The organism is Azorhizobium doebereinerae UFLA1-100 (genome assembly GCF_000473085.1).
Taxonomy (GTDB): Bacteria; Pseudomonadota; Alphaproteobacteria; order Rhizobiales; family Xanthobacteraceae; genus Azorhizobium; species Azorhizobium doebereinerae.
This window is the reverse complement of record NZ_AXBA01000024.1, coordinates 1-21841: the sequence shown is the minus strand read 5'-3', so window position 1 is coordinate 21841 and position 21841 is coordinate 1. Positions and strand designations below refer to the sequence as shown.

Sequence of the window (21841 nt, the reverse complement as noted above, 5' to 3'; positions counted from 1 at the left end):
AGGGCCAAGATGTAGTGTTGCGGCGGGCCGTCGCTTGACCTAATGGACACCTTGGCCCCCATGGCCCGAACCAAGAAGAGGACTGCCCGTGTCGGGTTCCGCCAGCCAGAAACTGTCGTTCCAGGCCATGGTGTTCGTCGCCTGCCTGTTTCCCTTCTACATCCTCGCCGCCACGCTCACCAATTCGGCGGCGGTGTTGACGGACCTGCTGGCCACGTCCTTCGACCTCACCTCGCTCACCACCTGCTGGCTGGTGCTGAGGATCGCCCACGGGCGCGAGAAGGGGCGGTTCGCCTATGGTCTTGGAAAGCTGGAGAATCTCGCCGAGCTGATGATCGCGGTGCTGCAGGTGGTGCTGGTGGTCATCGCCGGCACGCGGGCCATCCACGGCCTGCTCAACCCCGAGCATGTCAGCGGCGCCCTGCTCGGCCTCGGCGTCACTGCGGTGGCGGCGGTGGGCAATGTCTATCTCAACCGCAAGGCCAGGCGGGTGGCGGAGGAGACCCACTCCCCCGTCATCGCCGCCCAGGCGCGGGTGCATCTGGTCTCGGCGGTGTCGTCCGGCTCGGTGTTCGTCGTCACCGTCATCACCTCGTCCTTCTCGGTGGACTGGATCGCCTATCTCGATCCGCTCGCCTCCTTCGTGGTGATCGCGTTGATGATCTACAACATCTTCGAGATGCTCACGAATTCCATCGGTTCGCTGCTCGACCAGGCGATCGGCGAGGCCGGGCAGCTGCGCATCCTGCGGGCGCTGGCCAGCCATTTCGACGATTTCGAGGAACTGGGCGACATCCGCACCCGGCAGCACGGCGGCAAGATGATGGTGGACCTGCACCTCGGCTTCGATGCCGACTGGAGCGTCGGCCAGGCGCGGGCGGCGGCGGCGGCGATCCGCGCGGCGGTGGTGCGCGAGTTTGCCGAGGCGGGGGACGATGTGGAGGTATCCATCGTGCTCATCCCCCGCGCCGCCGAGCCGGCGGATGCGCCGGTGGCCGCCTGAGAGACGCGTTTCAATTCAACGGCTTGCCGGTCAGTAGTCGGACAGGGTGAGGTCCTCGGACCATTCGCCCGCCACCTCCTTGACGATCGCCTGGCCGCAGATGACGCGGCCCTTCAGCGGATCGAAGGTGAGGGTGGGGGCGCCGTGCAGCTGCCAGCCCTTGTTGAGCGCCGCCGAGACGCGCTTGCAGAAGGCGGTGTCGTCCGGTCCGGTGAGATAGCGATAGAGCTTCATGGCCTCTCCTTGCATGCCTCCAGGCCCGCCACGCGGGAGGGCCTAAAGGCATTTGATTGCAATGTGTTGGTCAGGTCCGCGCGGCGATGGCGTCGGCCAAAGCAACGGTGCGGCGGGCCATGTCGGCATGCATGCGCTCCACCATGCGCCCGTCCAGCTGGAGCACGCCCTTGCCGGCATTCTCCGGGCGGTCGAACACTTCGATGATCGCCCGTGCCCGGGCCACCTCGGCGTCGGGCGGCGAGAAGGCGGCGTTGCACGGCTCGATCTGGCCGGGATGGATCAAGGTCTTGCCATCCATGCCCATTTCGACGCCCTGGGCGCATTCGGCGGCGAAGCCCTCCTGGTCCTGGAAGGCGTTCCACACCCCGTCCAGAACCTCGATGCCATAGGCATGGCCGGCGGCCAGCACGGTCATCAGCCAGCCCACCATGGGGGCCCGGCCGGGGACTAGGGCAGCCCGGGTCTCCTTGGCCAGATCGTTCGTGCCGAGCACGAAAACCTTCAGCCGGGTCAAGGGGTTGCGGGCGGAGGCGGCGACCGGCTTGATGTCCAGTATGGCGAGCGGGGTCTCGATCATGGCCCAGATGCCGATGCTGGCGGGGGCGTTCAGCGCCTCCAGCTTGCGCCCCGCCACCAGCAATTGCTCGGGGTCCTCCACCTTGGGGATGAGGATGGCGTCCGGCCCGGCGGCGACCGCGGCGGCGAGGTCGTCCTGCCCCCACGGCGTGTCCAAGCCATTGATCCGTATGACGACTTCGCGCGGGCCGAAGCCGCCGGCCTTGACCGTCTCCAGGATGCGGGCGCGGGCCTCGACCTTGGCGTCGGGGGCCACCGCGTCCTCCAGATCGAGGATGACGGCGTCGCAGGGCAGCGATCTGGCCTTCTCCAGGGCCCGGGCGTTGGACCCCGGCATATAGAGCACGCTGCGACGCGGACGGATGCTCATGGCTCTGCAATTCCCCATTTGCGACATACATTGCGGCCGCGCGCGCCAGAGCCCGCCCGAAGCCGCCCGCCGCGCCAGCACCGGCCCGCGCCACCCTGGAAAAACCAGAGCGATCCCAAGGCCCTGCGCGCCCGCGCCGGTCCGGCCCCCGCTTGCGCGACGCGCCACCGCAGCCCTAGCGTAGCGACAGGACGGGGGAACTGTCACGGCCATACCACACGATGCGACACAGCATGCGACAGAGAGGGCGACCATGACGCTCGCGGAGGTAGCAGGGGATGGCTCGGGCGGGCCGGACGTTCTCGGCCTCGACGGCTGCCCCGGCGGCTGGATCGCCGCCCGCTGGTCGGCATCGGGCGACCTGACCCTCACGCGGGTGGCGCGCCTCACCGACCTGTTCCCGGAGGGCGGTCCCGTCCTCCAGGCGGCCATCGACATCCCCATCGGCCTGCCCGACCGGGTGGGGGCGGGCGGGCGGGGGCCGGACCGGGTGGTGCGTCCGCTGCTCGGGGGGCGGCAGTCGAGCGTCTTCTCCATGCCCTCGCGGGCGACGATGGAGGTGGCCTGCGACATCGCCATCCCCGAGGAGGCCCGCTACCGCGCCGCCTGCGCCGTGGCGCTGGAAACTTCGGATCCGCCGCGCAAGATCTCGCGCCAGGCCTATGCGCTGTTCCCCAAGGTGCTGGAGGCGGACGCTTTGCTGCGCGCCCGCCCCGGCCTGCCGCTGGCGGAATGCCATCCCGAGGTGAGCTTCTGGGCCATGAACGGCCGGCGCCCGCTGGACCTGCCGAAGAAGGTGAAGGGCCAGCCGGCGGAGAGCGGGCTCGATCTGCGCATCGCCCTGCTCGCCGGCGCGGGGATGCCGGTCGGCCGGCTCACCCGGGCGGAGGCGCGCGGGCTCGGGGCGGGGCTGGACGATCTGGTGGACGCCTGCGCCTGCGCCTGGACCGCGCGGCGGATCGCGGCCGGCACGGCCCTGACCTTCCCCGACCCGCCGGAGCGCGACCGCCACGGCCTGCCGGTGGCCATCCTGGCCTGACCCTCGCCGCGCGGGCTGGTCCTTTCGCCGCCGCGGGCTTGCCCCTCGCTGCCGCCGGCTTGGCCGGCACCAGCGCAAAAAAAAACGGTCCGGGGCAGGGCCGCCGGACCGATAAGGGGTTCTGGTGTTCGTCGAAAGCGCGCGCGGCGGGCCGGAAGGGCCCTAAGGCCCCACGGCGCCGTGCCGCGCGCCGTCATCAGTCTCGCCCGCGAGGGGCGGGGACCCACCGGCCGTTAGGGACGGCCGGGGGACGGGCATCAGAACTTGTAGTTGATGCCGGCCTTCACGGTGTGGAACTTGTTGTCCACGCTGACCGTGCTGCCGGTCAGGGCGCTGCCGTAGTCGCTGTCGCCCAGGTCGACGTAGAGATACTCGGTCTTGAACGTCCAGTTGTTGGTCAGGGCGTACTCGAGGCCGCCACCGACGGTCCAGCCGGTCTTCACGCCCGAGCCCTCGCCGGAATACAGGCTGGTGGGGGTGAGCTGGCTGATGGAGGTCTTGCTCTCGCCATAGGCGAAGCCGCCGGTGACGTAGGGCAGGAAGCGGTCGAACGCATAGCCGAGGCGGCCGCGCACGGTGCCGAAATAATCCAGCGAGGACTTGAGGTTGGTGGTGGCGCCGGGGGTCGTCAGGGTGACGTCGCCCTCGATGCCGGACCACTGGATGTCGGTCTCAAGGCCGAGCACGATGTTGTTGGCGAACTGGTAGTTGTAGCCCGCCTGGCCACCGGCGAAGAAGCCGCTGGAATCCGCCGAGGCCGAGCCGAGGCCGAGCGGGGAGGCCACGCCGCCGAAGGCGTATTCATACTTGTCGCCGCCGAAGCCGGCGTTCGCGCCGATGTAGAAGCCGGTCCAGGAGAACACCGGCACCACCGGAACGATGGGAGCCTTCACCGGGTAGCGCGTGGCCAGATCCGCCGCCGAGGCGGGGGCGGCGATCGCCAGGGCGATCGCGGAGGTCACGATCGCGGTGGAGGCGATCGCGGTAGAGAGCAGAAGACGCTTCATGTTTGTTACCTTTTTCAACCAGCCCCCGATGCTCCCTTTTTACAAGATCTGGCGCGAAACGGTGTTGCGGGGCCGCAACAACCAAATGAGGCACACTCTGTTTTGGTTGTATGGCGTGGGAAAAATGCGCGACATGCGCGAGAAAAGGTACGGTGTAGCCGAGAGACGTGCTGTCACTTACCTCTATGACCCATGGTCATGATTTTTTGATCGCTGCAATCACAGTAAAAAAATAGTTTCAACTGCCGGAACAATGGCAGGTTGCGAAGTAAAGACATCTTTTTGCCATCGGCAGATCTACTTTCGCCATAATTCCACGTGTGCGTCCGGCCAAGACAGAGCTTCCCGCGCGCCGAGGCATACCGCCAGATGCGCTGCACCTGCTCGGCCTCATGAGTGCGTTGCGCGCCTTATGTTACCTTGCGTTCGGTATCTGCTTCCGCGCGATCGGGGCGCCGCAGCCGTGCCGTGCCGCGCGATGCGGCGCAGCGGCCGGAACGCCGGGTCGGGGAACGACGGGAGGGCGGGGCGGCGGCATCGCGGCGGGCGTGCGAGCCTCAGGGCGGGGGCGGGCGGGTGCCGCCGCGCCGCCGCGCGGGCACCTGCCGGAGCGCCGCCCGCGCTGCGGCGTGGGCGGGCAGGCGGGCGGGCGGGAAGGCGGGAAGGAAGTAAGGCGCTATTTGCCGGTCCAGCCGGCTTCGCGGCTGCACGCTTCCATGGTGCGCGGATTGGACTTTTCCCACTGCGTGATGGAGCGGGTCTCGGTGCTGGGCATCTTGTTGTTCATGCAGGTGCAATAGGCCAGCACCACCGGCGCGGCCTGCCCCTCGTCCTTGTTGTCGCTGACGCAGGCGGCGATCCATTTGACGTCGTCGGACGTCTGCTGCGCCGTGGCGGGCATCGCCGCCAGCGCGATCACGGCGACAAGCGCCCCAGTCATCCATTGCATGCTCATTTCCCCTCGCTGAGCCCTGGTTGCGACCCGCGCGGAGGCCTGGTCGGGGCCGGGCCACTCATCCGGGCGACATGCGCCGGCCGGCGCGGGATGCTGGCCGGCCGGCGCATGTGCTTGGCAGCGCGGCGCGAAGGCGCGCCGCCAGCCCGGAACCCCCGCAGGTTCGAGGCGGACCATGGCCGAGTCGGGCCGGCCCTGTCTTCCCAATGCGCGCACGCGCCCCCGCCGAGGGCGCCCGCGCGGGAGCACATGCGCCGGTGGACGCGCGAGCCGATGGCGGGGCGGGACGGCGCGCAAACGCAAACGGCCCGGGCGCAGGGCGCCCGGGCCGTCAGAGCCACCGGCCGGGAAGGCCGGGGGCCGGTCGTCAGAACTTGTAGTTCACGCCCGCCTTCACGGTGTGGAACTTGTTGTCCACGCTCACCGCGCTGGAGCCGACGCCGTAGTCGCTGTCGCCGAGGTCGACGTACAGATACTCCGTCTTGAAGGTCCAGTTGTTGGTCAGGGCATATTCGAGGCCGCCGCCGATGGTCCAGCCCACCTTGGTGTCGTTGCCGTCGAAGATGCTCAGGGTCGAGCCGGAGAGCTGGGTGGCCGAGGTCTTGCTCTCGCCATAGGCCATGCCGCCCGTGATGTAGGGCAGGACGCGGTCGAAGGCGTAGCCGACGCGGGCGCGCACGGTGCCGAAATAGTCGAGCGACGACTTGATGTTGCTCGCGCTACGGGCGCTGGCGGTGTCGATGTTGCCTTCGATGCCCGACCACTGGATGTCGGTCTCAAGGCCGAGCACCACGTTGTTGGCGAACTGGTAGTTGTAGCCGATCTGGCCACCGGCGAAGAAGCCCGAGGAATCGGCCGAGGCCGACGAGGTGACCGGCACGCCGAAGTTGTAATTGTACTTGTCGCCGCCGTAACCGGCGTTGGCGCCGATGTAGAAGCCGGTCCAGGAGAAGACCGGGGCCGGGGCGACGACCGCCTTCACCGGGTAGCGGTTGGCGAGGTCCGCCGCGGAGGCGGGAGCGGCGATCGCCAGGGCGATCGCGGACGAGAGCAGAAGACGCTTCATATTCTTGATCCTGTGGGGCCTACCCCCGGCGGCATCCTCTACAGCAGCGCCGGGCAAATTCCTGTGTCATCCATGCAACAACCGCCGGCTAATAACCCGGTACCGCCAAGTCACGCAGCTGTGACGTGTGGAAATACCGCCGCGTGAGTGCGGTATACGAGTAGCATTCAGGGGTTAAATATCCGCTAAGTTTTCCGGATAGACTGGCTAGTTCGTGGCGGAAATCTGTCCGGCAAAGTCGAATAAACGAGAGTGCTTGCGGCGCGGGCGGTCATGCGGCTTCCGTCGCCGGATTGTTCTTGCGGGCCATGTCCCTGCCATGCCGCCATCTCTTGCCCGAGCCGGCGCAGGATTTGGCGATCCGGGGCGCTGCGCTGCGGAAATCCCGGCGGCCGGCGCGCCGCCCTTCGGCGCCGGAGCGCCGGAGCGGGGCCAGGCATCCGCTCTCGTGATAAGAGACCTGCGCCAGATGCATGGCTTTGATGTCGTTGGGGAAATCCGGCTGTGGATAGCCGCCGGGCTCGCCACCGTGCGGGCCCGTCGTGCGCGTCGCGGCGTCGGGCGGGGGCGGGCGCCTTGCCCCCCGCCGGTTCGCGCCCGCGCGCGGTGTCTCGCGCGGTCGCGGGCAGCCGCGCGCGCACGGTAGGGCAGCCCTGCGCGGACGGGCGGTCTTTTGCGACCTTCGTGGAATTCCGGGGTCGCGCGGGGCGCGCCTATGGTGTTCGCTTAACCGTTCCTCAGGAAACGCCGAAAGAGACGCCAAGATGCCCAATAGCCGGATTCGCCTTGCCTCCCTCCTGCACAAGGTCGTCTCGGCCGAGGAGGCTGCCAGCCACATCAAGGATGGCATGATGGTGGGCATGAGCGGCTTCACCCGCGCCGGCGAGGCCAAGGCCGTGCCCATGGCGCTGGCCGAGCGGGCCAAGCGCGAGCCGTTCAAGATCACCCTGGTCACCGGCGCCTCGCTGGGCAACGACCTCGACAAGCAGCTGGCGGAGGCGCACGTGCTCTCCCGCCGCATCCCGTTCCAGGCCGACCCGGCGCTGCGCAAGGCGATCAACGCCGGCGAGGTGATGTTCGTCGACCAGCACCTGTCGGAGACGGTGGAGCACCTGCGCACCCGGCAGCTCGGCCCGCTGGACGTGGCGGTGGTGGAGGCGGTGGGCATCACCGCGCAGGGGGGCATCATCCCCACCACCTCGGTCGGCAATTCCGCCACCTTCGCCATCCTGGCGGAGAAGGTGATCATCGAGATCAACATGTCCCAGCCGGCGGAGCTGGAGGGGCTGCACGACATCTACATCCCCACCCGCCGGCCGTTCCGCGAGCCGATCCCGGTGGTGGCGCCGGAAAGCCGGGTGGGCCTGCCCTTCATCGCCATCCCGCCGGAGAAGATCGCCGCCATCGTGGTGACCTCCAAGCTCGATTCGGCCTCCAATGTGCTGCCGCCGGACGCGGAGACGGCGGCCATCTCCGGCCACCTGATGGAGTTCCTGAAGCACGAGGTGAAGCGCGGGCTGCTGACCGAGCGCCTCCAGCCGCTCCAGGCCGGCATCGGCACCATCGCCAACGCGGTGATGCACGGCTTCATCGAGAGCCCGTTCTACGACCTCACCATGTATTCCGAGGTGCTCCAGGATTCGACCTTCGATTTGTTCGACGCCGACAAGCTGAACTTCGCCTCCGGCTCGTCCATCACTTTGTCGAAGGCGAAATATGACGCGGTGATTCCGAAGATCACCGACTACAAGCCGCGCCTGATCCTGCGGCCGCAGGAGATTTCCAACCATCCGGAGATCATCCGCCGCCTCGGCATCATCGCCATCAACACGGCGCTGGAATTCGACATCTACGGCAACATCAACTCCACCCATGTGGGCGGCACCCACATGATGAACGGCATCGGCGGCTCGGGCGATTTCGCCCGCAACGCCTATCTGTCGGTGTTCGTCACCAAATCCATCGCCAAGGGCGGCGCCCTGTCCTCCATCGTGCCCATGGTCAGCCACGTGGACCATACCGAGCACGACGTGGACATCGTGGTGACCGAGGTGGGCCTCGCCGACCTGCGCGAGCTGGCGCCGCGCGAGCGGGCGCGCCTGATCATCGCCAATTGCGTCCACCCGCTCTATCGCGACGCGCTGACCGACTATTTCGAGCGCGCCACCGCGCGCGGCGGGCACACGCCGCACATCATTGAGGAGGCGCTGTCCTGGCACGTCAAGGCGCGCGAGACCGGCGCCATGGGCGAGCCGCTCCACCTCGTCGCCTCGGCCTGAGGGGCAGGGGCCTCAGTCTCCAAACGAAAACGGCCCGCCTCGCGGCGGGCCGTTGTCTTTCAGGTTTTTCGCGTGGCGCTCAGGCCGCCTTGCTGCGGGCGGTGATGAGCTTGCGGTTGACCAGCACCTCGGCGATCTGCACCGCGTTCAGCGCCGCGCCCTTGCGCAGATTGTCCGACACGCACCAGAAGGCGATGCCGTTGTCGACCGTCGGGTCGTCGCGCAGGCGCGAGATGTAGGTGGCGTCCTCGCCCGCCGCTTCGTGCGGGGTGGTGTAGCCGCCGGTCTCGCGCGTATCGACCACCAGCACGCCCGGGGCCGCGCGCAGGATCTTGCGCGCCTCCTCGGCGGACAGCGGCTTCTCGAACTCCACGTTCACCGATTCCGAGTGGGAGATGAACACCGGCACCCGCACGCAGGTGGCGGTGAGCTTGATCTTGGGATCGAGGATCTTCTTGGTCTCGACCACCATCTTCCACTCTTCCTTCGTGTACCCGTCCTCCATGAACGTATCGATCTGGGGGATCAGGTTGAAGGCGATGCGCTTGGGGAACTTCTTCGGCTCCACCGGGTCGGAGACGAACACCGCGCGGGTCTGCGCGAACAGCTCGTCCATGGCGTCCTTGCCGGCGCCGGAGACGGACTGGTAGGTCGAGACCACGACGCGGGTGATCTTGGCGGCATCGTGCAGCGGCTTCAGCGCCACCACCAGCTGCGCCGTGGAGCAGTTGGGATTGGCGATGATGTTCTTCTTGGTGAAGCCGACGATGGCGTCCGCATTCACCTCCGGCACGATCAGCGGCACGTCCGGATCGGTGCGCCACTGCGAGGAATTGTCGATCACGACGCAGCCCTGCGCGCCGATCTTGGGCGACCATTCCTTGGACACGGCGCCGCCGGCCGACATCAGGCAGATGTCGGTGTCGGAGAAGTCGTAGGTCTCCAGATTCTTGCACTTCAGGGTTTTGTCACCGAAGGAGACCTCGACGCCGACAGACCGGCGCGACGCCAGAGCGACAACCTCATCCGCGGGAAAGCCCCGCTCGGAGAGGATCGAGAGGATCTCCCGGCCCACGTTTCCCGTGGCGCCGACGACGGCGACCTTGTAACCCATGACAGACCTTCGATGGTTCACCGGCGCCGAACGCGCCGGAAGTGAGCGCTTTTAAGGAAAAAGCCGCCGCGTTGCAATGTGGGGGCGACCCGGAGGCCCCGCAAGGGAAGCCGCGCCCTGAGTGAAGCCGCGCCCTGAGTGTTGCCCGCCCGCCACGCGCGTTCACCACGCCGCAGGGAACCCGCCTCGACCGCCACGCCTTTCTTGCGTACACTGGTGAGGTGCCGTAATCGGAATCGAGGTGGTTCCGCGGGAGGGTATCATGCGTGTCGCGCCGTTTTTCATTCTTGCCGCAGCTTTGACGTTCGCGGCGTCCGCGCAGGCGCAGACGTCCACCACGTCGACGGCTACCACGCAGACCACCACCACCCAGACCACCAACGCGGCGCCCAAGGCGCCGACGCGGACCTCGTCGGCCAAGCCCAAGCGCACCCGGATCGAGATCGTGCAGCGCTCGTATCTTGACGCCGGCACGGTGGTGAAGCCCGGCTCCAAGTCGTATCTCGACTATGCCCTGCCGGCCAGCGTGCGCTATCCCACCAACGGGCCCGGCTTCTACGACGTGGTGCCGCAGTCCGCCTCGCTGCCGCGCCAGTTCGACCTGCCCGGCTTCTGAGCGCCGGGGCGGGCCGTCCCGCCCGCGCCGAGAGATACGGGAGCGCTCCGCTCCCCGCCGCCCGCAACGCCTGTTGCGGGCGGTTTTGTTTTCCGGCCCCGGCTGTCGCGGGCCGGTGCCCTTGCTCCGTGCCGTTCCAGGGGATCGCCCGTCATGCGCATCGCGGTCATCGCCGACGTCCATGGGAATGCCCTCGCGCTTGAGGCCGTGCTGGCGCGGGTCCGCGCCCTCGCGCCGGACCTTGTGGTCAATCTCGGCGACCTGGTGTCCGGCCCGTTCGATCCCGCCGCCAGCGCCGATCTGCAGATGGAGCTTGCGGCCGCCACCCTCGCCGGCAATCACGAGCGCCAATTGCTCGCCGGCGGCACCGGCCCCGCCGACGCCTTCGCCCGGCCGCGCCTCTCGCCCGCCCATCTCGCCTGGATGGCCGGTCTGCCGCCCACCCTGTCGCTGGCCGGCGGCGAGGTGTTCGCCTGCCACGGCAGCCCGGCGGGCGGGGACCTGGAATATCTGCTGGAGGACGTGAGCGGCGGCCGCCCCTGCCTCGATACGCCGGCCGCCGTGCTGCCGCGCCTCGCCGGCATCGAGCAGGCGCAGGTGGTCCTGTGCGGCCACACCCACACGCCGCGCGTCGCCGAGGCGGGCGGCGTGCTCATCGTCAATCCCGGCAGCGTCGGCATGCCCGCCTATCGCGGCGCCCAGCCGGTGCCGCACGCCATGGAGGCGGGGGCGCCGCATGCCCGCTTCGCCGTGGTGGAGCGGCACCCCGCCGGCTGGTCGGCGAGCCTCCACGCGGTGGCCTATGATTTCGAGGCCGCCGCCCGGCAGGCCGCGGCGGCGGGGCGGCCGGACATGGCCCATGCGGCCCGCACCGGGCGCCTGCCCGCCGCGTGAGCGATGAAGGGGAGGGCGCGTAATCCACGTGCCGGCTGCGGAATAGGGCGATTTCCCGATCGGGCATGACAAATGCCGCGGCCCCCGGCATAACACGCGGAGCCGCCCCGCCAGCCCGAGAGCCCCCGAGAGCCCCATGTCCAGCGTCATCCCGGGCTTCCGCCTCTCGCTCGGCATCACGCTGACCTATCTGTGCCTGATCGTGCTGCTGCCGGTGGCGGCGCTGCTGCTCCAGGCCTCGGGGGTGGGCTTCTGGCGCTACGTCGCCATCATGACCTCGCCGCGCACGCTGGCCTCGTTCCAGGTCACCTTCACCACTGCCGCGCTCGCCACCGCCTTCAACGCGGTCTACGGCCTCGCGCTCGCCTGGGTGCTGGTGCGCTACGACTTTCCCGGCAAGCGCCTGCTGGACGCGCTGGTGGACGTGCCCTTCGCGCTGCCAACGGCGGTGGCCGGGCTGGCGCTCACCGCCCTGTTCGCCAAGAACGGCTGGTACGGCGCGCCTCTGGCGCAATGGGGCATCCAGGTGGCCTATGCGCCGGCCGGCATCGCCTGCGCCATGGCCTTCACCTCCATCCCCTTCGTGGTGCGCACGGTGCAGCCGGTGCTGGAGGACCTGGCGGCGGACGTGGAGGAGGCGGCGGCGACGCTCGGCGCCTCGGACCTGCGCATCTTCCGCACCGTGATCCTGCCGGCGCTGTTCCCCGCCTTCCTCGCCGGCTGCTCGCTGGCCTTCGCCCGCTCGCTGGGCGAGTTCGGGGCGGTGGTGTTCATCGCCGGCAACCAGCCGTTCCGCACCGAGATCGTCGCTTTGCTCGCCTTCATCCGGCTGGAGGAATACGACTATCCCGCCGCCGCCGCGATCGCCGCCACCATGCTGGCGCTGGCCTTCCTGCTGCTGCTGGCGGTCAACGCCATCCAGGCCTGGCACCAGCGCCGGGCGATCCGGGAGGATTGAGGATGGCACCTTCCCCCACCTCCGCCCCCACCTCCGCCCCCGCCCGCCGCCGCGTCGGCGACGGCACCGCCACCCGGCGCGTCCTCGTCGGCCTGGTGCTTCTGGTCACCGCCTTGGTGCTGCTGGCGCCGCTCGCCGCCATCTTCAGCGAGGCGTTCGCGCGCGGCGTGCCGGCCTATCTCTCGGGCCTCGCCCAGCCCGACACGCTGCATGCCATGCAGCTGACGCTGATCACCGCGCTGATCTGCGTGCCGGTCAATGTGGCCTTCGGCATCGCCGCCGCCTGGACCGTGGCCAAGTTCAGCTTTCCCGGCCGGGGCGTGCTGCTGGCGCTGATCGAGCTGCCCTTCTCCATTTCGCCCATCGTGGCCGGCGTCGCCTATCTGTTTGTCTATGGCGCGCAGGGCCTGCTGGGGCCGTTTCTGGAAGCCCACGACATCAAGGTCATGTTCGCCCCGCCGGCCATCGTGCTGGCCAGCCTGTTCGTCACCGCGCCCTTCGTCGCCCGCGAGATTGTGCCGCTGATGATGGCGCAGGGCCGCGAGGAGGAGGAGGCAGCGGTGACGCTCGGCGCGTCGGGCTGGCGCATCCTGCGCACGGTGACGCTGCCCAATGTGCGCTTCGCCCTGCTCTACGGGGCGGCGTTGTGCAACGCGCGGGTGATGGGCGAGTTCGGCGCGGTGTCGGTGGTGTCCGGCAACATTCGCGGCCGCACCTCCACTTTGCCGTTGCAGATCGAGCTGCTCTACCAGGACAGCCAGGTGGCGGGCGTGGCGCTGTTCACGCTGGTGGCCAAGCTCATCATCGAGCGGCTGGACGCCGAGCGCGAGCGCCTCAACGTCCGGCGCGGCGCCGGGCACTGAGGCGGCAGGGCCGGGCGGGACAGAAACGAGCCGGACAGAAACGAGGGCCGTGACCGGGCGGGAGGGCGCGGCCGGCGGTCGGGCCGGCCGGCGCCCCAGGCTCAGCGCCCGAGGCTCAGCGCCCGAGGCTCGGCGCTCCACTGTCAGCCCCGCAGGCTCAGCCCCGTAGTGTCAGCGCCGCAGGGCGGGCAGGCCGGTGCCGGAGGCGATCTCGCTGTCGCGGCGGGCCTCGGCGCGGGTGAGGTCGCGGCGGGCGCGCCGGGCCTCGCGGCGGTAGCGGCCCTGGCGCAGCCAGGTGAGGAGGCCGCCGAGCACGAGGCCGAAGATCACCCCGGCGAAGACCAGCGCGAACAGCGGCAGCGTCACCGCCAGCGCCGGCGCGTCGGGCGTGAAGGGATCGAGCGACAGCATCACCGGCTTGCGGTTGGCCACCGCCAGGGCGACGATCGCGACGGAGACCGGCAGGCCGATGATGAGGGCGAGGATGCGACCCACGGCGGCGCTCACGCCTCGCCGTTGAGACGCTCGCGCATCTCCTTGCCGGTCTTGAAGTAGGGCACGCTCTTGGAGGAGACGTCCACCTGCTTGCCGGTGCGCGGGTTGCGCCCGGTGCGGGCGTCGCGATTTTTCACCGAGAAGGCGCCGAAGCCGCGCAGTTCCACCCGGTCGCCCTTCGCCAGCGCATCCACGATCTGGTCGAGGATGGCGTTGACGATGTTCTCGACGTCGCGCTGGTAGAGGTGCGGATTGGCTTCGGCAATCTTCTGCACCAGTTCGGACTTGATCATGTCGGCTCAGATTCCGGGGCCAGAATGAGGGGGATCGGACGTAACGCGCGCGACGAACGAAGGCTCAGGGGGCAGACCTGAAGTCGTGGAACGGCAACGCCGCATCCCACCCCGGCTAGTTATGGGCCGGAGCCTGCCAGAGGGCCAAAAGGCCGTCAAGCTGAGCCCGGTCCAGCGCGCTCTGGGTGGCCTGCGACAGAAGCGCGGCGAGGCTGTCGAAGCCGCTGGCGGCGGCGAGGGCGGAGGCCATGCCGCGCAGCCAGGCGAATTCGCTGGTGCGGTTCTCGGTGCGCCAGGTGCGCAGGCGCAGGCTCTCCGGCACGCCCTTCTCGCGCGCCAGCCAGGCGCGGGCGGTGCGCTCGTCGCCGATCTCGTCCACCAGTTGCAGATCCAGGCCCTGGTGGCCGGTGAACACGCGGCCGTCGGACACTTCGGCGAGGCGGGCGTCGGAGATCTTGCGGCGCTCGGAGACGAGGCCCTTGAACCAGCCGTAGCTGTCCACCACCAGCGAATTGATGGCGGCGCGGGCTTCCGGGCTGGTGGGCTGGTAGCCGTTGGGCACCGCCTTCAGCGGCGAGGACTTGATGTCCTCCACCGTCACGCCGATCTTGCCCAGGAGGTCGGTGACGTTGGGATATTGGAAGATGACGCCGATGGAGCCGACCATGGCGTTGCGGCGGGAGACGATGTGGTCGGCGCCGATGGCGGCGATATAGGCGCCGGAGGCGGCCATGCCTTCCACCACCGCCACCACCGGCTTCTTGTCGGCGAGGCGGCGGATGGCGTCATAGACCTGCTCGGCGCCGGTGACGGTGCCGCCGGGGCTGTCGATGGACAGGATCACCGCGCGGGCATTGGACTTGGCGATGTCGTCCAGCATCTTCACCCGGTCGCGGTCGTTGCGGATGATGCCGCCGATGACCACGCGGGCCACGTGGGGCGAGCTGGGCAGGGTGTCGCGTCCGAAGCTGGCATAGCCGCCGGCGGCGATGGCCGCGACCACGGCGAGCACGCCCAGGGTGCGCCAGAAGGTGAGCTTGCGGCGCAGCCGGCGGCGGTCAACGATCTGGTCCACATCGAGCGACATGCGCTGGTCTCTCCTTGCCCCGCCGTGGCCGCACTTAAGCGGGCGCCCCGTGGCTTGGCAAGCCGCGCGCCGGTTTCGCCGCAGGCGGCGGGGGCGGGGCCCTATGGCCGGGGGAGCGGCGGCGGGCCTAGCCGCCCTCCGTGTCCGCGCCGCGGCCGGAGCGGCGGGGCGCGTCCGGGCCCTGGCGCCGGAGGGGGGACGGCGCCGCCTCGGCGCGGATCGAAGGCCGGGCGGCGGCATCGGCCCAGGAGGCCCTGCGGGCGGTGGGCGGGGCCATCCGGGCGGCAGGCAGATGGACGGCGGGCGAATGGGCGGCGGGCGTGTGAGGCCCGCCGGGATGGGGGGCCGCGGGATGGGGCGCGGCCGGGCGGCGCGGCGCGGCCGGAGCGAGCCGCGGCCCCGGCACGGGCGGCCGGCGCGGCACCGGCGGCAGGGTGGCGGCGCGGGCCGCCTCCGCCGCCCAGTCCACCGGCACGCAGAAGCCGCGCGCCACATAGGAGCCCGGCCCGTCCGCCATCTTGGCGTGTTCGTCCAGCACGAAGCGGCGGATCACCGGATGGGCGGGCCAGTTGTGGCGGTCGATGCCGAACGGATAGACCGGGTGGAAGGTGAGCACCGTCTCGCTGGGGCACCAGTATTTGCGCGCGGTGGCGACGACGCGCAGCGCGGTCGGGGCGCAGTTGAGCAAAGTGATGGAGCGGCAGGCGCCGACCAGCGCGCGGGTGAAGGCGAAGTTCTCGCCGGTGTGGGCGGAGGCGCGCTCCAGCACGAGGCGGGCCGGGGGCACGCCGGCGGCGCGCATCAGGCGGGCCATGTAGTCCGCCTCGATCTCGCCCGGCCGGGGCTGGGGCAGGCCGGCGCGCCGCAGCAGCGGCAGCAGCGCCGCCGCGCCCTCGGTCTCCATCACCGCGACGCCGCCGGCGACGACGATGCGGTCAAACTGGCGGGCGTGGAACAGCCGGGCGGCGGCGAGCGCGACGGCGCCGGAGGCGGCCCCGCAGCCGAGCGCCAGCCCGATGGCGGTGCGCCCGGGCGGCAGGTGCCGGAACAGATGCTGCGTCAGCTCGCGGGCGTGGGGCACCGTCACGTCGGGCATGGCTCAACCCCCGTGTGAATTTCATTCGAAATTCGAACTAATGTTCAGGCGATGTCGCGACGAGAAGTTGTATTCGTGGCTACGAATACCCGATGTCGTCCATGAAACTTGATCGTAGCCATAGGTAAGCTTCATGCCGTTTGCATGACGGCGTCAAAGCCTATTCGCTCCAATACGGTAGGATTCAGGTGTCGCGACGCCTGACCTTGTGCCGGCGAAGAACAGCGCCGGGCCGGGGGCGCCGGGCGCGCCTGATGTTCTGCGGCGGGACGGTGCGGGGCGGCGGGCGAGGGGAGCGGGACATGCGCGGTTGCGCGGCGCCCCAGGCGGGGCGGCGCCAAAAAAAAAAAAGGCCGGCGCTGGGCGCCGGCCTTTCCGATCTTGCGAAGCGCCCGCAGGCGCGGCGATCACTCGCCGGTGCGCTGCTTGAGGGCGGCGCCCAGGATGTCGCCGAGCGAGGCGCCGGAGTCCTGCGACCCGTACTGCGCCACGGCTTCCTTCTCCTCGGCGATTTCCATCGCCTTGATGGACACCTGCACCTTGCGCGCCTTGCGGTCGAACAGGGTGACGCGGGCGTCCACCTTCTCGCCGACCGAGAAGCGCTCGGGGCGCTGGTCGTTGCGCTCGCGGGCCAGCTCGGAGCGCTTGATGAAGGCGGAGAGGTCGGTGCCGGTGAGCTTGACCTCGATGCCGCCGTCCTTCACGTCCGTGACTTCGCACGTGACGATGGCGCCCTTCTTCACTTCGCCCGCGTCGGCGAAGGGATCGCCGGCCAGCTGCTTGATGCCGAGCGAGATGCGCTCCTTCTCGACGTCCACGTCCAGCACCACCGCCTTGACGGTGTCGCCCTTGCGGAATTCGTCGATGACCTGCTCGCCCGGACGGTTCCAGTCGAGGTCGGACAGATGCACCATGCCGTCCACGTCGCCGTCGAGGCCGAGGAACAGGCCGAACTCGGTCTTGTTCTTGACTTCGCCTTCGACCACCGCGCCGGGGGCATACTTCTCGCCGAACGCTTCCCACGGGTTCTGCAGCGTCTGCTTCAGGCCCAGCGAGATGCGGCGCTTGGCGGGATCGACCTCAAGCACCTGGACTTCCACTTCCTGCGAGGTCGAGACGATCTTGCCGGGGTGGACGTTCTTCTTGGTCCACGACATTTCGGAAACGTGGATCAGGCCTTCGATGCCCGGCTCCAGTTCCACGAACGCGCCGTAGTCGGTGATGTTGGTGACGCGACCCTTGAAGCGGGCCTCCACCGGATACTTGGCCTCGATGCCTTCCCAGGGATCGCCCAGGAGCTGCTTCATGCCGAGCGAGATGCGGTGCGTCTCGTGGTTGATCTTGATGATCTTCACCTTCACCGTCTGGCCGATGTTCAGCACTTCGGTGGGGTGGTTCACGCGGCGCCACGCGATGTCGGTGACATGCAGCAGGCCGTCGATGCCGCCGAGGTCAACGAACGCACCGTAGTCGGTGATGTTCTTGACCACGCCCTCGATGGCCTGACCCTCTTCGAGGTTCTGGACCAGCTCGTGGCGCTGCTCGGCGCGGGTCTCTTCCAGGACGGTGCGGCGCGACACGACGATGTTGCCGCGGCGGCGATCCATCTTGAGGATCTGGAAGGGCTGCTGATTGTGCATCAGCGGGCCGACGTCGCGGATCGGACGGATGTCCACCTGCGAGCGCGGCAGGAAGGCCACGGCGCCGTCGAGATCGACGGTGAAGCCGCCCTTGACCTGGTTGAAGATCACGCCCGTGACCTTCTCATTGGCGGTGAACGCCTTTTCGAGCTTGACCCAGCTCTCTTCGCGGCGGGCCTTGTCGCGCGAGAGGACGGCTTCGCCCATCGCGTTCTCGACGCGCTCGAGATAGACCTCGACCTCGTCGCCCACCTGGATGGGGTTCTCGCGGCCGGGGCCGGCGAATTCGCGCAGCGCGACACGGCCTTCGGTCTTCAGGCCGATGTCGATGATCGCCAGATCCTTCTCGATGGCGACCACAATACCCTTGACGACGGCGCCCTCCTGGAGGTCGCTGCGGCCGAAGCTCTCTTCGAGAAGGGCGGCAAAATCATCACGCGTGGTTTCTACGGCGGACATCTAGTCTCCGAATGTCTGGCGCCGGCGTCTGGTGTTGAGACGCCCGTATCGCACGGATAGCCCGGGAGACACCCGAGCCGCCGCCGGACGGATCCGGCGGGCCGGCGCAAAGGCCGCGCGATACAAAGCAGGGTTGGGGTGTCCGCGGCCGATGCGCGCGAAAGCCTCAGGCGGGACAACCTCCGTGTCGCGACGGCGCGTATCCCGCGCCACCGGCCCGCCCGGGCGGCCTCCACGATGGGATGCGCAGCCGGAACCGGGGTTACGTAGTGGAAAACGGGTCCATCCGCAAGGGTTCGCTACGCGGAAACCCGCGTCCGCCGCCCGGAAACCCGCGTTCGCCGTCGCGAAAGCCGCGCGGCGCGGGTTTTTGCCCGGCTTTGCCGCCGCCGGGGGCCTATTCGGTGACGATCTTCACCTTGTCGCCATAGTGCAGCTTGGCGTCGCGGTCGATGCCGTTGAGGATCAGGAAGCGCTCCATCGGCCGGTCCGGCACCTGCATGCGGCCGGCCATCTTCTCCACCGTGTCGGTGAGGCCGACGCTGACCACGCGGATGCGCAGCGGCTTCACCGTCTCCGCCTCGTCCGTGGCCACCCGGCGGAAGGTGTCGGCGGCGGCGCGGAACTGCTTGTCCAGCTCCGGCGTGAGGTTGCGGGCGGCGAAGATCAGCCGGTAGACGTCCGAGCCGAAGCGGATGGCGAACATGCGGAACGACCATTGCTCGCCGCGCGCCACGGCGGTGGCGGCCGAGAAGCCGTTGACGGTGAGCGTCTCCACCGAATTGACCTCCACCCCGTCGATCCAGCCGGAGGCCAGATACTGGCCGAGCGACTGGTCGCCCGGCACCCGCACCGCGTCGAGGCGCAGCGCCTCCGAGCCGGACGGGGTGGCGCCGAGCACCGCCTGGGAGGTGTTCTCCAGCGAGAAGCCCTCCGGCGCGGTGAAGGTGAAGCCGAGCTTGGGGTGGAAGAAGTTCCGCCCGCGCACGAAGCCTTCCTTCGGGTCGTCGCCATAGACCATGCCGTCGATGGCGGAGAGATAGGCCGCCTTGTCGCGCTCGCCATTGCCGGGGGCGGCGTATTCGCGCGCATTGGCGATGGCGATGGAGATGCGCTCGGGCGTGGCCGGGTGCGAGGACAGGAAGTCCATGTCCGGCGTGGTGGTGCCGGCGAGCGCGGTGCTGCGGATGCCCGACTGCTTGCCCATGTCGGCGAGGAAGCGCGAGGCGCCATAGGGGTCGAAGCCGGCGCGCGCGGCGATGCCGACGCCGATGGCGTCCGCCTCCAGCTCCTGCCCGCGCGAGAAGGTGGCCAGCGTCTGCCGGCTCTTCTGCATGGCGAGCGCGCCCATGTTGGGATCGGCCACCACGTCGGAGATGACACGGCTGACCAGCACCGCCTGCTTCACCTGGTCCTCGCGGATCGAGGCGTGGCGGGCGATGACGTGCGCCATCTCGTGCGCCAGCACGGACGACATTTCCGAGGTGTCGTTGGCCAGGGAGAGCAGGCCGCGGGTCACGTAGAGCGAGCCGTCCGGCAGCGCGAAGGCGTTGATGGCCGGGGAGTTCAGCACGGTGACGCGATATTTCAGGTCCGGCCGCTCGGAGGCGGCCACCAGGCGCTCCACCACCTGCTGGATCAGCGCCTTCAACTGCGGGTCGTCATAGGCCCCGCCGTAGCTCGCCACCAGCCGCTCATGCTCGCGCCGCTGCGCCGGGCTCATGCCCGCCGTGTCCGAGGGCGCCAGCGAGGCGCGGGTGAGCGGCACGTTGGAGCGGTCGAGATCGATATTGGCGCAGCCGGTGAGCACGCCGGCGATGGCGGCCAGCGTCACCGCCGTGCGCCCGGCGCGCGCCAGCCGGCGCACCGGCAAGGATGGCAAGCGCAGGGCTGGCAAGCGCAGGGACGGCAAATGCAGCCCCGGCAGGCGCAGGCGCGGCGCGCGGACGCGCGCGGTGGACGCCCCGCGTCCTCCCGCCCGGCCGCTCATGCCCGCTGCCAACCCCCGTGTCCCGCTCACCGCACCCTCTTTCGTCCGCCCCGGTCCCGCCGGAGGCCGGGAGGCGTCGCGCACCCCGCCGCCCCTGTCAAACCCTGTATACCAGACTTGAGAACGTTTAGTGAACCTGTGGCCCAGGCGCACCGCCCTGTCCTCCAGCGGCGGGTGCCGGCCCGGACCGCTCCCGGCGCTGTCCCGCCTTTAAACGCCCCCCGCCTTCAAACGCTCCCCGCCTTCAACCCCCGCCATGTCCGTCCCGCCGCGCCCGCGCGGGGCTGCGGCCGGCCGGTCCATGGCCAGGCTGCCGGTCGGCTATGCCCATACCGGCAGTCTCCCCAAGGTGCCGGGCAAGATGGCGGTAGCGAGGCCATATCGTGGAAACGTAGCGCCGGGGAGCCGCCAAACATGGCGTTTTCCGGCCGCGTTGCACCGGCGCCATACCCCGCCCGCGCGCCTCAACCCCGCCATCGCCCGTATCGTCCGCCTGGTATCATGTGTCTGGTATCATGTGCCCGGTGTCGTGTGTCCGGTGTCATCTGCGCCGCCGTCGCGTGCCCAACTTCGGCACGGGTCCGGCCCGATGGTTCATCCTGCGTCATGAACCCACGCTGAAGGGCGGCGCCCGCCGCGCGCCTCGTCGCCACCGGCGAACGGGAGGCAGGCGCCAAGTGTGTCCGGCGCCAGGGGTATCCAGGCGCCAGGAGTATCCAGGCGCCGAGAATACCCAAAGGCGGGGCCCGGCTGAAGGGGCGGCGGGCATCGGCCTGTTCACCCTTTCTTACGCCGTCTTTCCCCCGTCCCAAGCTTCCGCTAAGAGGGGGCCTGGCGTCCCGGTAGCTCAGCAGGATAGAGCAGCGGTTTCCTAAACCGCAGGTCAGGGGTTCGAATCCCTTCCGGGACACCATCTCGGTTTCTGGTCTCTCCAGGCTGCCTCAAGGACCTTCATGACACGCAGCCTGCGCGACCGCGCGCGGGCCCTGTCCGGTGGCTCCCGCGCGGCCGCGATGCGTCGGCGCGGGGCCGGGGGACACGGGAAAGGCATTGCGACACGATGAGCGGGCATGACGACGGACGAAGCGGGGGGAAGTGTAGCGCGCAAGATCGAATGTCACCGCGCGCAAGATCGAATGTCACCCCTTTAGCCCCCTGGAAACGGCCAGTGCCGCGTTGACTGTGGGCGGCAGCAGAGCGTGTGTGCTGCTCCTCAACGGGAGACCTCACATGGACCGCACGCTCGCGGCGCTCGGGTTTGGGCTCGGGGGGCCTCAGGGCATTCAGGGTGCCGCAGCGGCGGCACTTGATTTCGATGGTGCCGGAGATGGCACCACGGCCGGCGCGGAACAGGAGCGCGCGGCACGATCCACATCGGATGTTCTCTACTTGTTAAGGCCTTGCGGGTTACCAGCCCCTTGGGGGACCGTTCCGCACCGTTCGGTCGCGCGGGTTGCTTGCCAGCCGGCCCGCGTTCGGGGCGCTCGCGCCCCGCCCCACCTCAGGCGATAGTGCCGCCCTCCGGGTCGCCGGCCATGGTGCCGCTCCCGGAGGCGCCGCCGCCACTGCTCCCCTCGTCATCCTCGCTGTCCGTCTCCTGCTTGGCCTCCTTGGTCTCCAGGGTCANNGTGGTGATCCAGCCGGATCCGGGCTGGATGTCGTGCTCGACGCTCTCGGCGCACCAGGCGGTGCCGTCCGCGTCCGGGCCGAAGCCGGTCACCTTCACCGGGCAGCCGGCGACGGCTGCGGGATCGCCCGCGCCGGTCACCTGGCCGGTGGCGGACTGGCGCCCGCGCTCACGGGC

General features: G+C 69.4%; 20 protein-coding genes and 1 tRNA gene. 8 read left to right on the top strand and 13 right to left on the bottom strand.

All coding sequences use genetic code 11. From position 1 onward, the window contains the following. Positions 1 to 88 precede the first annotated feature (88 nt). Positions 89 to 1003, top strand: a complete 915-nt coding sequence (locus YU1_RS0116980) for a cation diffusion facilitator family transporter (protein ID WP_029005089.1) — start codon at positions 89 to 91, stop codon at positions 1001 to 1003. A 30-nt stretch (positions 1004 to 1033) separates the two neighbouring features. On the opposite strand, the gene YU1_RS0116975 is transcribed toward YU1_RS0116980, so the two are convergent. Further along, positions 1034 to 1237, bottom strand: coding sequence for a DUF1737 domain-containing protein (locus YU1_RS0116975; protein ID WP_029005088.1), 204 nt, complete (start codon positions 1235 to 1237; stop codon positions 1034 to 1036). A 70-nt stretch (positions 1238 to 1307) separates the two neighbouring features. After that, positions 1308 to 2186 carry an HpcH/HpaI aldolase/citrate lyase family protein gene (locus tag YU1_RS0116970; RefSeq protein WP_029005087.1) on the bottom strand — a complete coding sequence of 293 codons (879 nt, stop codon included), beginning with the start codon at positions 2184 to 2186 and terminating at the stop codon, positions 1308 to 1310. A gap of 253 nt (positions 2187 to 2439) precedes the next feature. On the opposite strand from YU1_RS0116970, the gene YU1_RS0116965 reads away from it, so the two are divergent. Beyond that, the gene (locus YU1_RS0116965; protein ID WP_029005086.1) at positions 2440 to 3225 is read left to right on the top strand and encodes a DUF429 domain-containing protein; all 786 of its coding nucleotides are present in this window, start codon (positions 2440 to 2442) and stop codon (positions 3223 to 3225) included. 257 nt (positions 3226 to 3482) lie between these two features. Here YU1_RS0116965 and YU1_RS0116960 read toward each other — a convergent pair whose 3' ends face one another. From YU1_RS0116960 to YU1_RS0116950, 3 genes are all read right to left on the bottom strand, one after another. After that, positions 3483 to 4232 (bottom strand): outer membrane protein, encoded by a 750-nt coding sequence (locus YU1_RS0116960; protein WP_051356968.1) that lies wholly within the window; start codon positions 4230 to 4232, stop codon positions 3483 to 3485. Between the two features lie 676 nt (positions 4233 to 4908). After that, the gene (locus tag YU1_RS0116955) at positions 4909 to 5172 is read right to left on the bottom strand and encodes a hypothetical protein (protein ID WP_051356982.1); all 264 of its coding nucleotides are present in this window, start codon (positions 5170 to 5172) and stop codon (positions 4909 to 4911) included. A 382-nt stretch (positions 5173 to 5554) separates the two neighbouring features. After that, entirely contained in the window at positions 5555 to 6253 is a 699-nt protein-coding gene (locus YU1_RS0116950) for an outer membrane protein (protein WP_029005083.1), read from the bottom strand. A gap of 764 nt (positions 6254 to 7017) precedes the next feature. Here YU1_RS0116950 and scpC point away from each other — a divergent pair. Next, positions 7018 to 8532: a succinyl-CoA:acetate CoA-transferase ScpC gene (gene scpC, locus YU1_RS0116940; RefSeq protein WP_029005081.1), complete on the top strand. Its 1515-nt coding sequence runs from the start codon at positions 7018 to 7020 to the stop codon at positions 8530 to 8532. A 79-nt stretch (positions 8533 to 8611) separates the two neighbouring features. Here the strand turns inward: scpC and YU1_RS0116935 are convergent, their stop codons facing one another. After that, entirely contained in the window at positions 8612 to 9646 is a 1035-nt protein-coding gene (locus YU1_RS0116935) for an aspartate-semialdehyde dehydrogenase (RefSeq protein WP_029005080.1), read from the bottom strand. Positions 9647 to 9908: 262 nt separating this feature from the next. On the opposite strand from YU1_RS0116935, the gene YU1_RS29945 reads away from it, so the two are divergent. The 4 genes from YU1_RS29945 to cysW all read left to right on the top strand — a co-directional run bounded on the left by YU1_RS29945 (position 9909) and on the right by cysW (position 12977). Further along, entirely contained in the window at positions 9909 to 10262 is a 354-nt protein-coding gene (locus tag YU1_RS29945) for a hypothetical protein (RefSeq protein WP_035715693.1), read from the top strand. A gap of 153 nt (positions 10263 to 10415) precedes the next feature. Next, positions 10416 to 11156 (top strand): metallophosphoesterase family protein, encoded by a 741-nt coding sequence (locus YU1_RS0116925; protein WP_029005079.1) that lies wholly within the window; start codon positions 10416 to 10418, stop codon positions 11154 to 11156. 136 nt (positions 11157 to 11292) lie between these two features. Beyond that, positions 11293 to 12114, top strand: a complete 822-nt coding sequence (gene cysT, locus YU1_RS0116920; protein ID WP_029005078.1) for a sulfate ABC transporter permease subunit CysT — start codon at positions 11293 to 11295, stop codon at positions 12112 to 12114. 2 nt (positions 12115 to 12116) lie between these two features. Continuing rightward, the gene (gene cysW, locus YU1_RS0116915) at positions 12117 to 12977 is read left to right on the top strand and encodes a sulfate ABC transporter permease subunit CysW (protein WP_029005077.1); all 861 of its coding nucleotides are present in this window, start codon (positions 12117 to 12119) and stop codon (positions 12975 to 12977) included. A gap of 171 nt (positions 12978 to 13148) precedes the next feature. Here cysW and YU1_RS0116910 read toward each other — a convergent pair whose 3' ends face one another. From YU1_RS0116910 to YU1_RS0116885, 6 genes are all read right to left on the bottom strand, one after another. Then, positions 13149 to 13472, bottom strand: a complete 324-nt coding sequence (locus YU1_RS0116910; RefSeq protein ID WP_029005076.1) for a lipopolysaccharide assembly protein LapA domain-containing protein — start codon at positions 13470 to 13472, stop codon at positions 13149 to 13151. A gap of 8 nt (positions 13473 to 13480) precedes the next feature. After that, entirely contained in the window at positions 13481 to 13765 is a 285-nt protein-coding gene (locus YU1_RS0116905) for an integration host factor subunit beta (RefSeq protein WP_029005075.1), read from the bottom strand. A 115-nt stretch (positions 13766 to 13880) separates the two neighbouring features. Further along, entirely contained in the window at positions 13881 to 14852 is a 972-nt protein-coding gene (gene sppA / locus YU1_RS0116900; RefSeq protein ID WP_029005074.1) for a signal peptide peptidase SppA, read from the bottom strand. Positions 14853 to 14979: 127 nt separating this feature from the next. Beyond that, positions 14980 to 15948: an ElyC/SanA/YdcF family protein gene (locus tag YU1_RS0116895; RefSeq protein ID WP_029005073.1), complete on the bottom strand. Its 969-nt coding sequence runs from the start codon at positions 15946 to 15948 to the stop codon at positions 14980 to 14982. A gap of 407 nt (positions 15949 to 16355) precedes the next feature. Beyond that, positions 16356 to 18047: a 30S ribosomal protein S1 gene (gene rpsA, locus YU1_RS0116890; protein WP_029005072.1), complete on the bottom strand. Its 1692-nt coding sequence runs from the start codon at positions 18045 to 18047 to the stop codon at positions 16356 to 16358. Between the two features lie 397 nt (positions 18048 to 18444). Then, entirely contained in the window at positions 18445 to 20067 is a 1623-nt protein-coding gene (locus YU1_RS0116885; protein WP_245263364.1) for a M48 family metalloprotease, read from the bottom strand. Between the two features lie 806 nt (positions 20068 to 20873). On the opposite strand from YU1_RS0116885, the gene YU1_RS0116880 reads away from it, so the two are divergent. Beyond that, positions 20874 to 20950: transfer RNA gene (locus YU1_RS0116880), tRNA-Arg, on the top strand. Positions 20951 to 20988: 38 nt separating this feature from the next. On the opposite strand, the gene YU1_RS34915 is transcribed toward YU1_RS0116880, so the two are convergent. Next, positions 20989 to 21417, bottom strand: coding sequence for a Com family DNA-binding transcriptional regulator (locus YU1_RS34915; RefSeq protein ID WP_084539946.1), 429 nt, complete (start codon positions 21415 to 21417; stop codon positions 20989 to 20991). Between the last annotated feature and the right edge of the window lie 424 nt (positions 21418 to 21841).

Excerpts from the sequence above, each read along its gene's own strand:
- YU1_RS0116925 (WP_029005079.1), top strand. The coding sequence starts at position 10,416 with ATGCGCATCGCGGTCATCGCCGACGTCCATGGGAATGCCCTCGCGCTT.
- YU1_RS0116965 (WP_029005086.1), top strand. The coding sequence starts at position 2,440 with ATGACGCTCGCGGAGGTAGCAGGGGATGGCTCGGGCGGGCCGGACGTT.
- YU1_RS0116935 (WP_029005080.1), bottom strand. The coding sequence starts at position 9,646 with ATGGGTTACAAGGTCGCCGTCGTCGGCGCCACGGGAAACGTGGGCCGG.
- sppA (WP_029005074.1), bottom strand. The coding sequence starts at position 14,852 with ATGTCGCTCGATGTGGACCAGATCGTTGACCGCCGCCGGCTGCGCCGC.
- scpC (WP_029005081.1), top strand. The coding sequence starts at position 7,018 with ATGCCCAATAGCCGGATTCGCCTTGCCTCCCTCCTGCACAAGGTCGTC.
- YU1_RS0116950 (WP_029005083.1), bottom strand. The coding sequence starts at position 6,253 with ATGAAGCGTCTTCTGCTCTCGTCCGCGATCGCCCTGGCGATCGCCGCT.
- YU1_RS0116970 (WP_029005087.1), bottom strand. The coding sequence starts at position 2,186 with ATGAGCATCCGTCCGCGTCGCAGCGTGCTCTATATGCCGGGGTCCAAC.
- YU1_RS29945 (WP_035715693.1), top strand. The coding sequence starts at position 9,909 with ATGCGTGTCGCGCCGTTTTTCATTCTTGCCGCAGCTTTGACGTTCGCG.
- rpsA (WP_029005072.1), bottom strand. The coding sequence starts at position 18,047 with ATGTCCGCCGTAGAAACCACGCGTGATGATTTTGCCGCCCTTCTCGAA.
- YU1_RS0116955 (WP_051356982.1), bottom strand. The coding sequence starts at position 5,172 with ATGACTGGGGCGCTTGTCGCCGTGATCGCGCTGGCGGCGATGCCCGCC.
- YU1_RS0116895 (WP_029005073.1), bottom strand. The coding sequence starts at position 15,948 with ATGCCCGACGTGACGGTGCCCCACGCCCGCGAGCTGACGCAGCATCTG.
- cysT (WP_029005078.1), top strand. The coding sequence starts at position 11,293 with ATGTCCAGCGTCATCCCGGGCTTCCGCCTCTCGCTCGGCATCACGCTG.
- YU1_RS0116975 (WP_029005088.1), bottom strand. The coding sequence starts at position 1,237 with ATGAAGCTCTATCGCTATCTCACCGGACCGGACGACACCGCCTTCTGC.
- YU1_RS0116905 (WP_029005075.1), bottom strand. The coding sequence starts at position 13,765 with ATGATCAAGTCCGAACTGGTGCAGAAGATTGCCGAAGCCAATCCGCAC.
- cysW (WP_029005077.1), top strand. The coding sequence starts at position 12,117 with ATGGCACCTTCCCCCACCTCCGCCCCCACCTCCGCCCCCGCCCGCCGC.
- YU1_RS0116960 (WP_051356968.1), bottom strand. The coding sequence starts at position 4,232 with ATGAAGCGTCTTCTGCTCTCTACCGCGATCGCCTCCACCGCGATCGTG.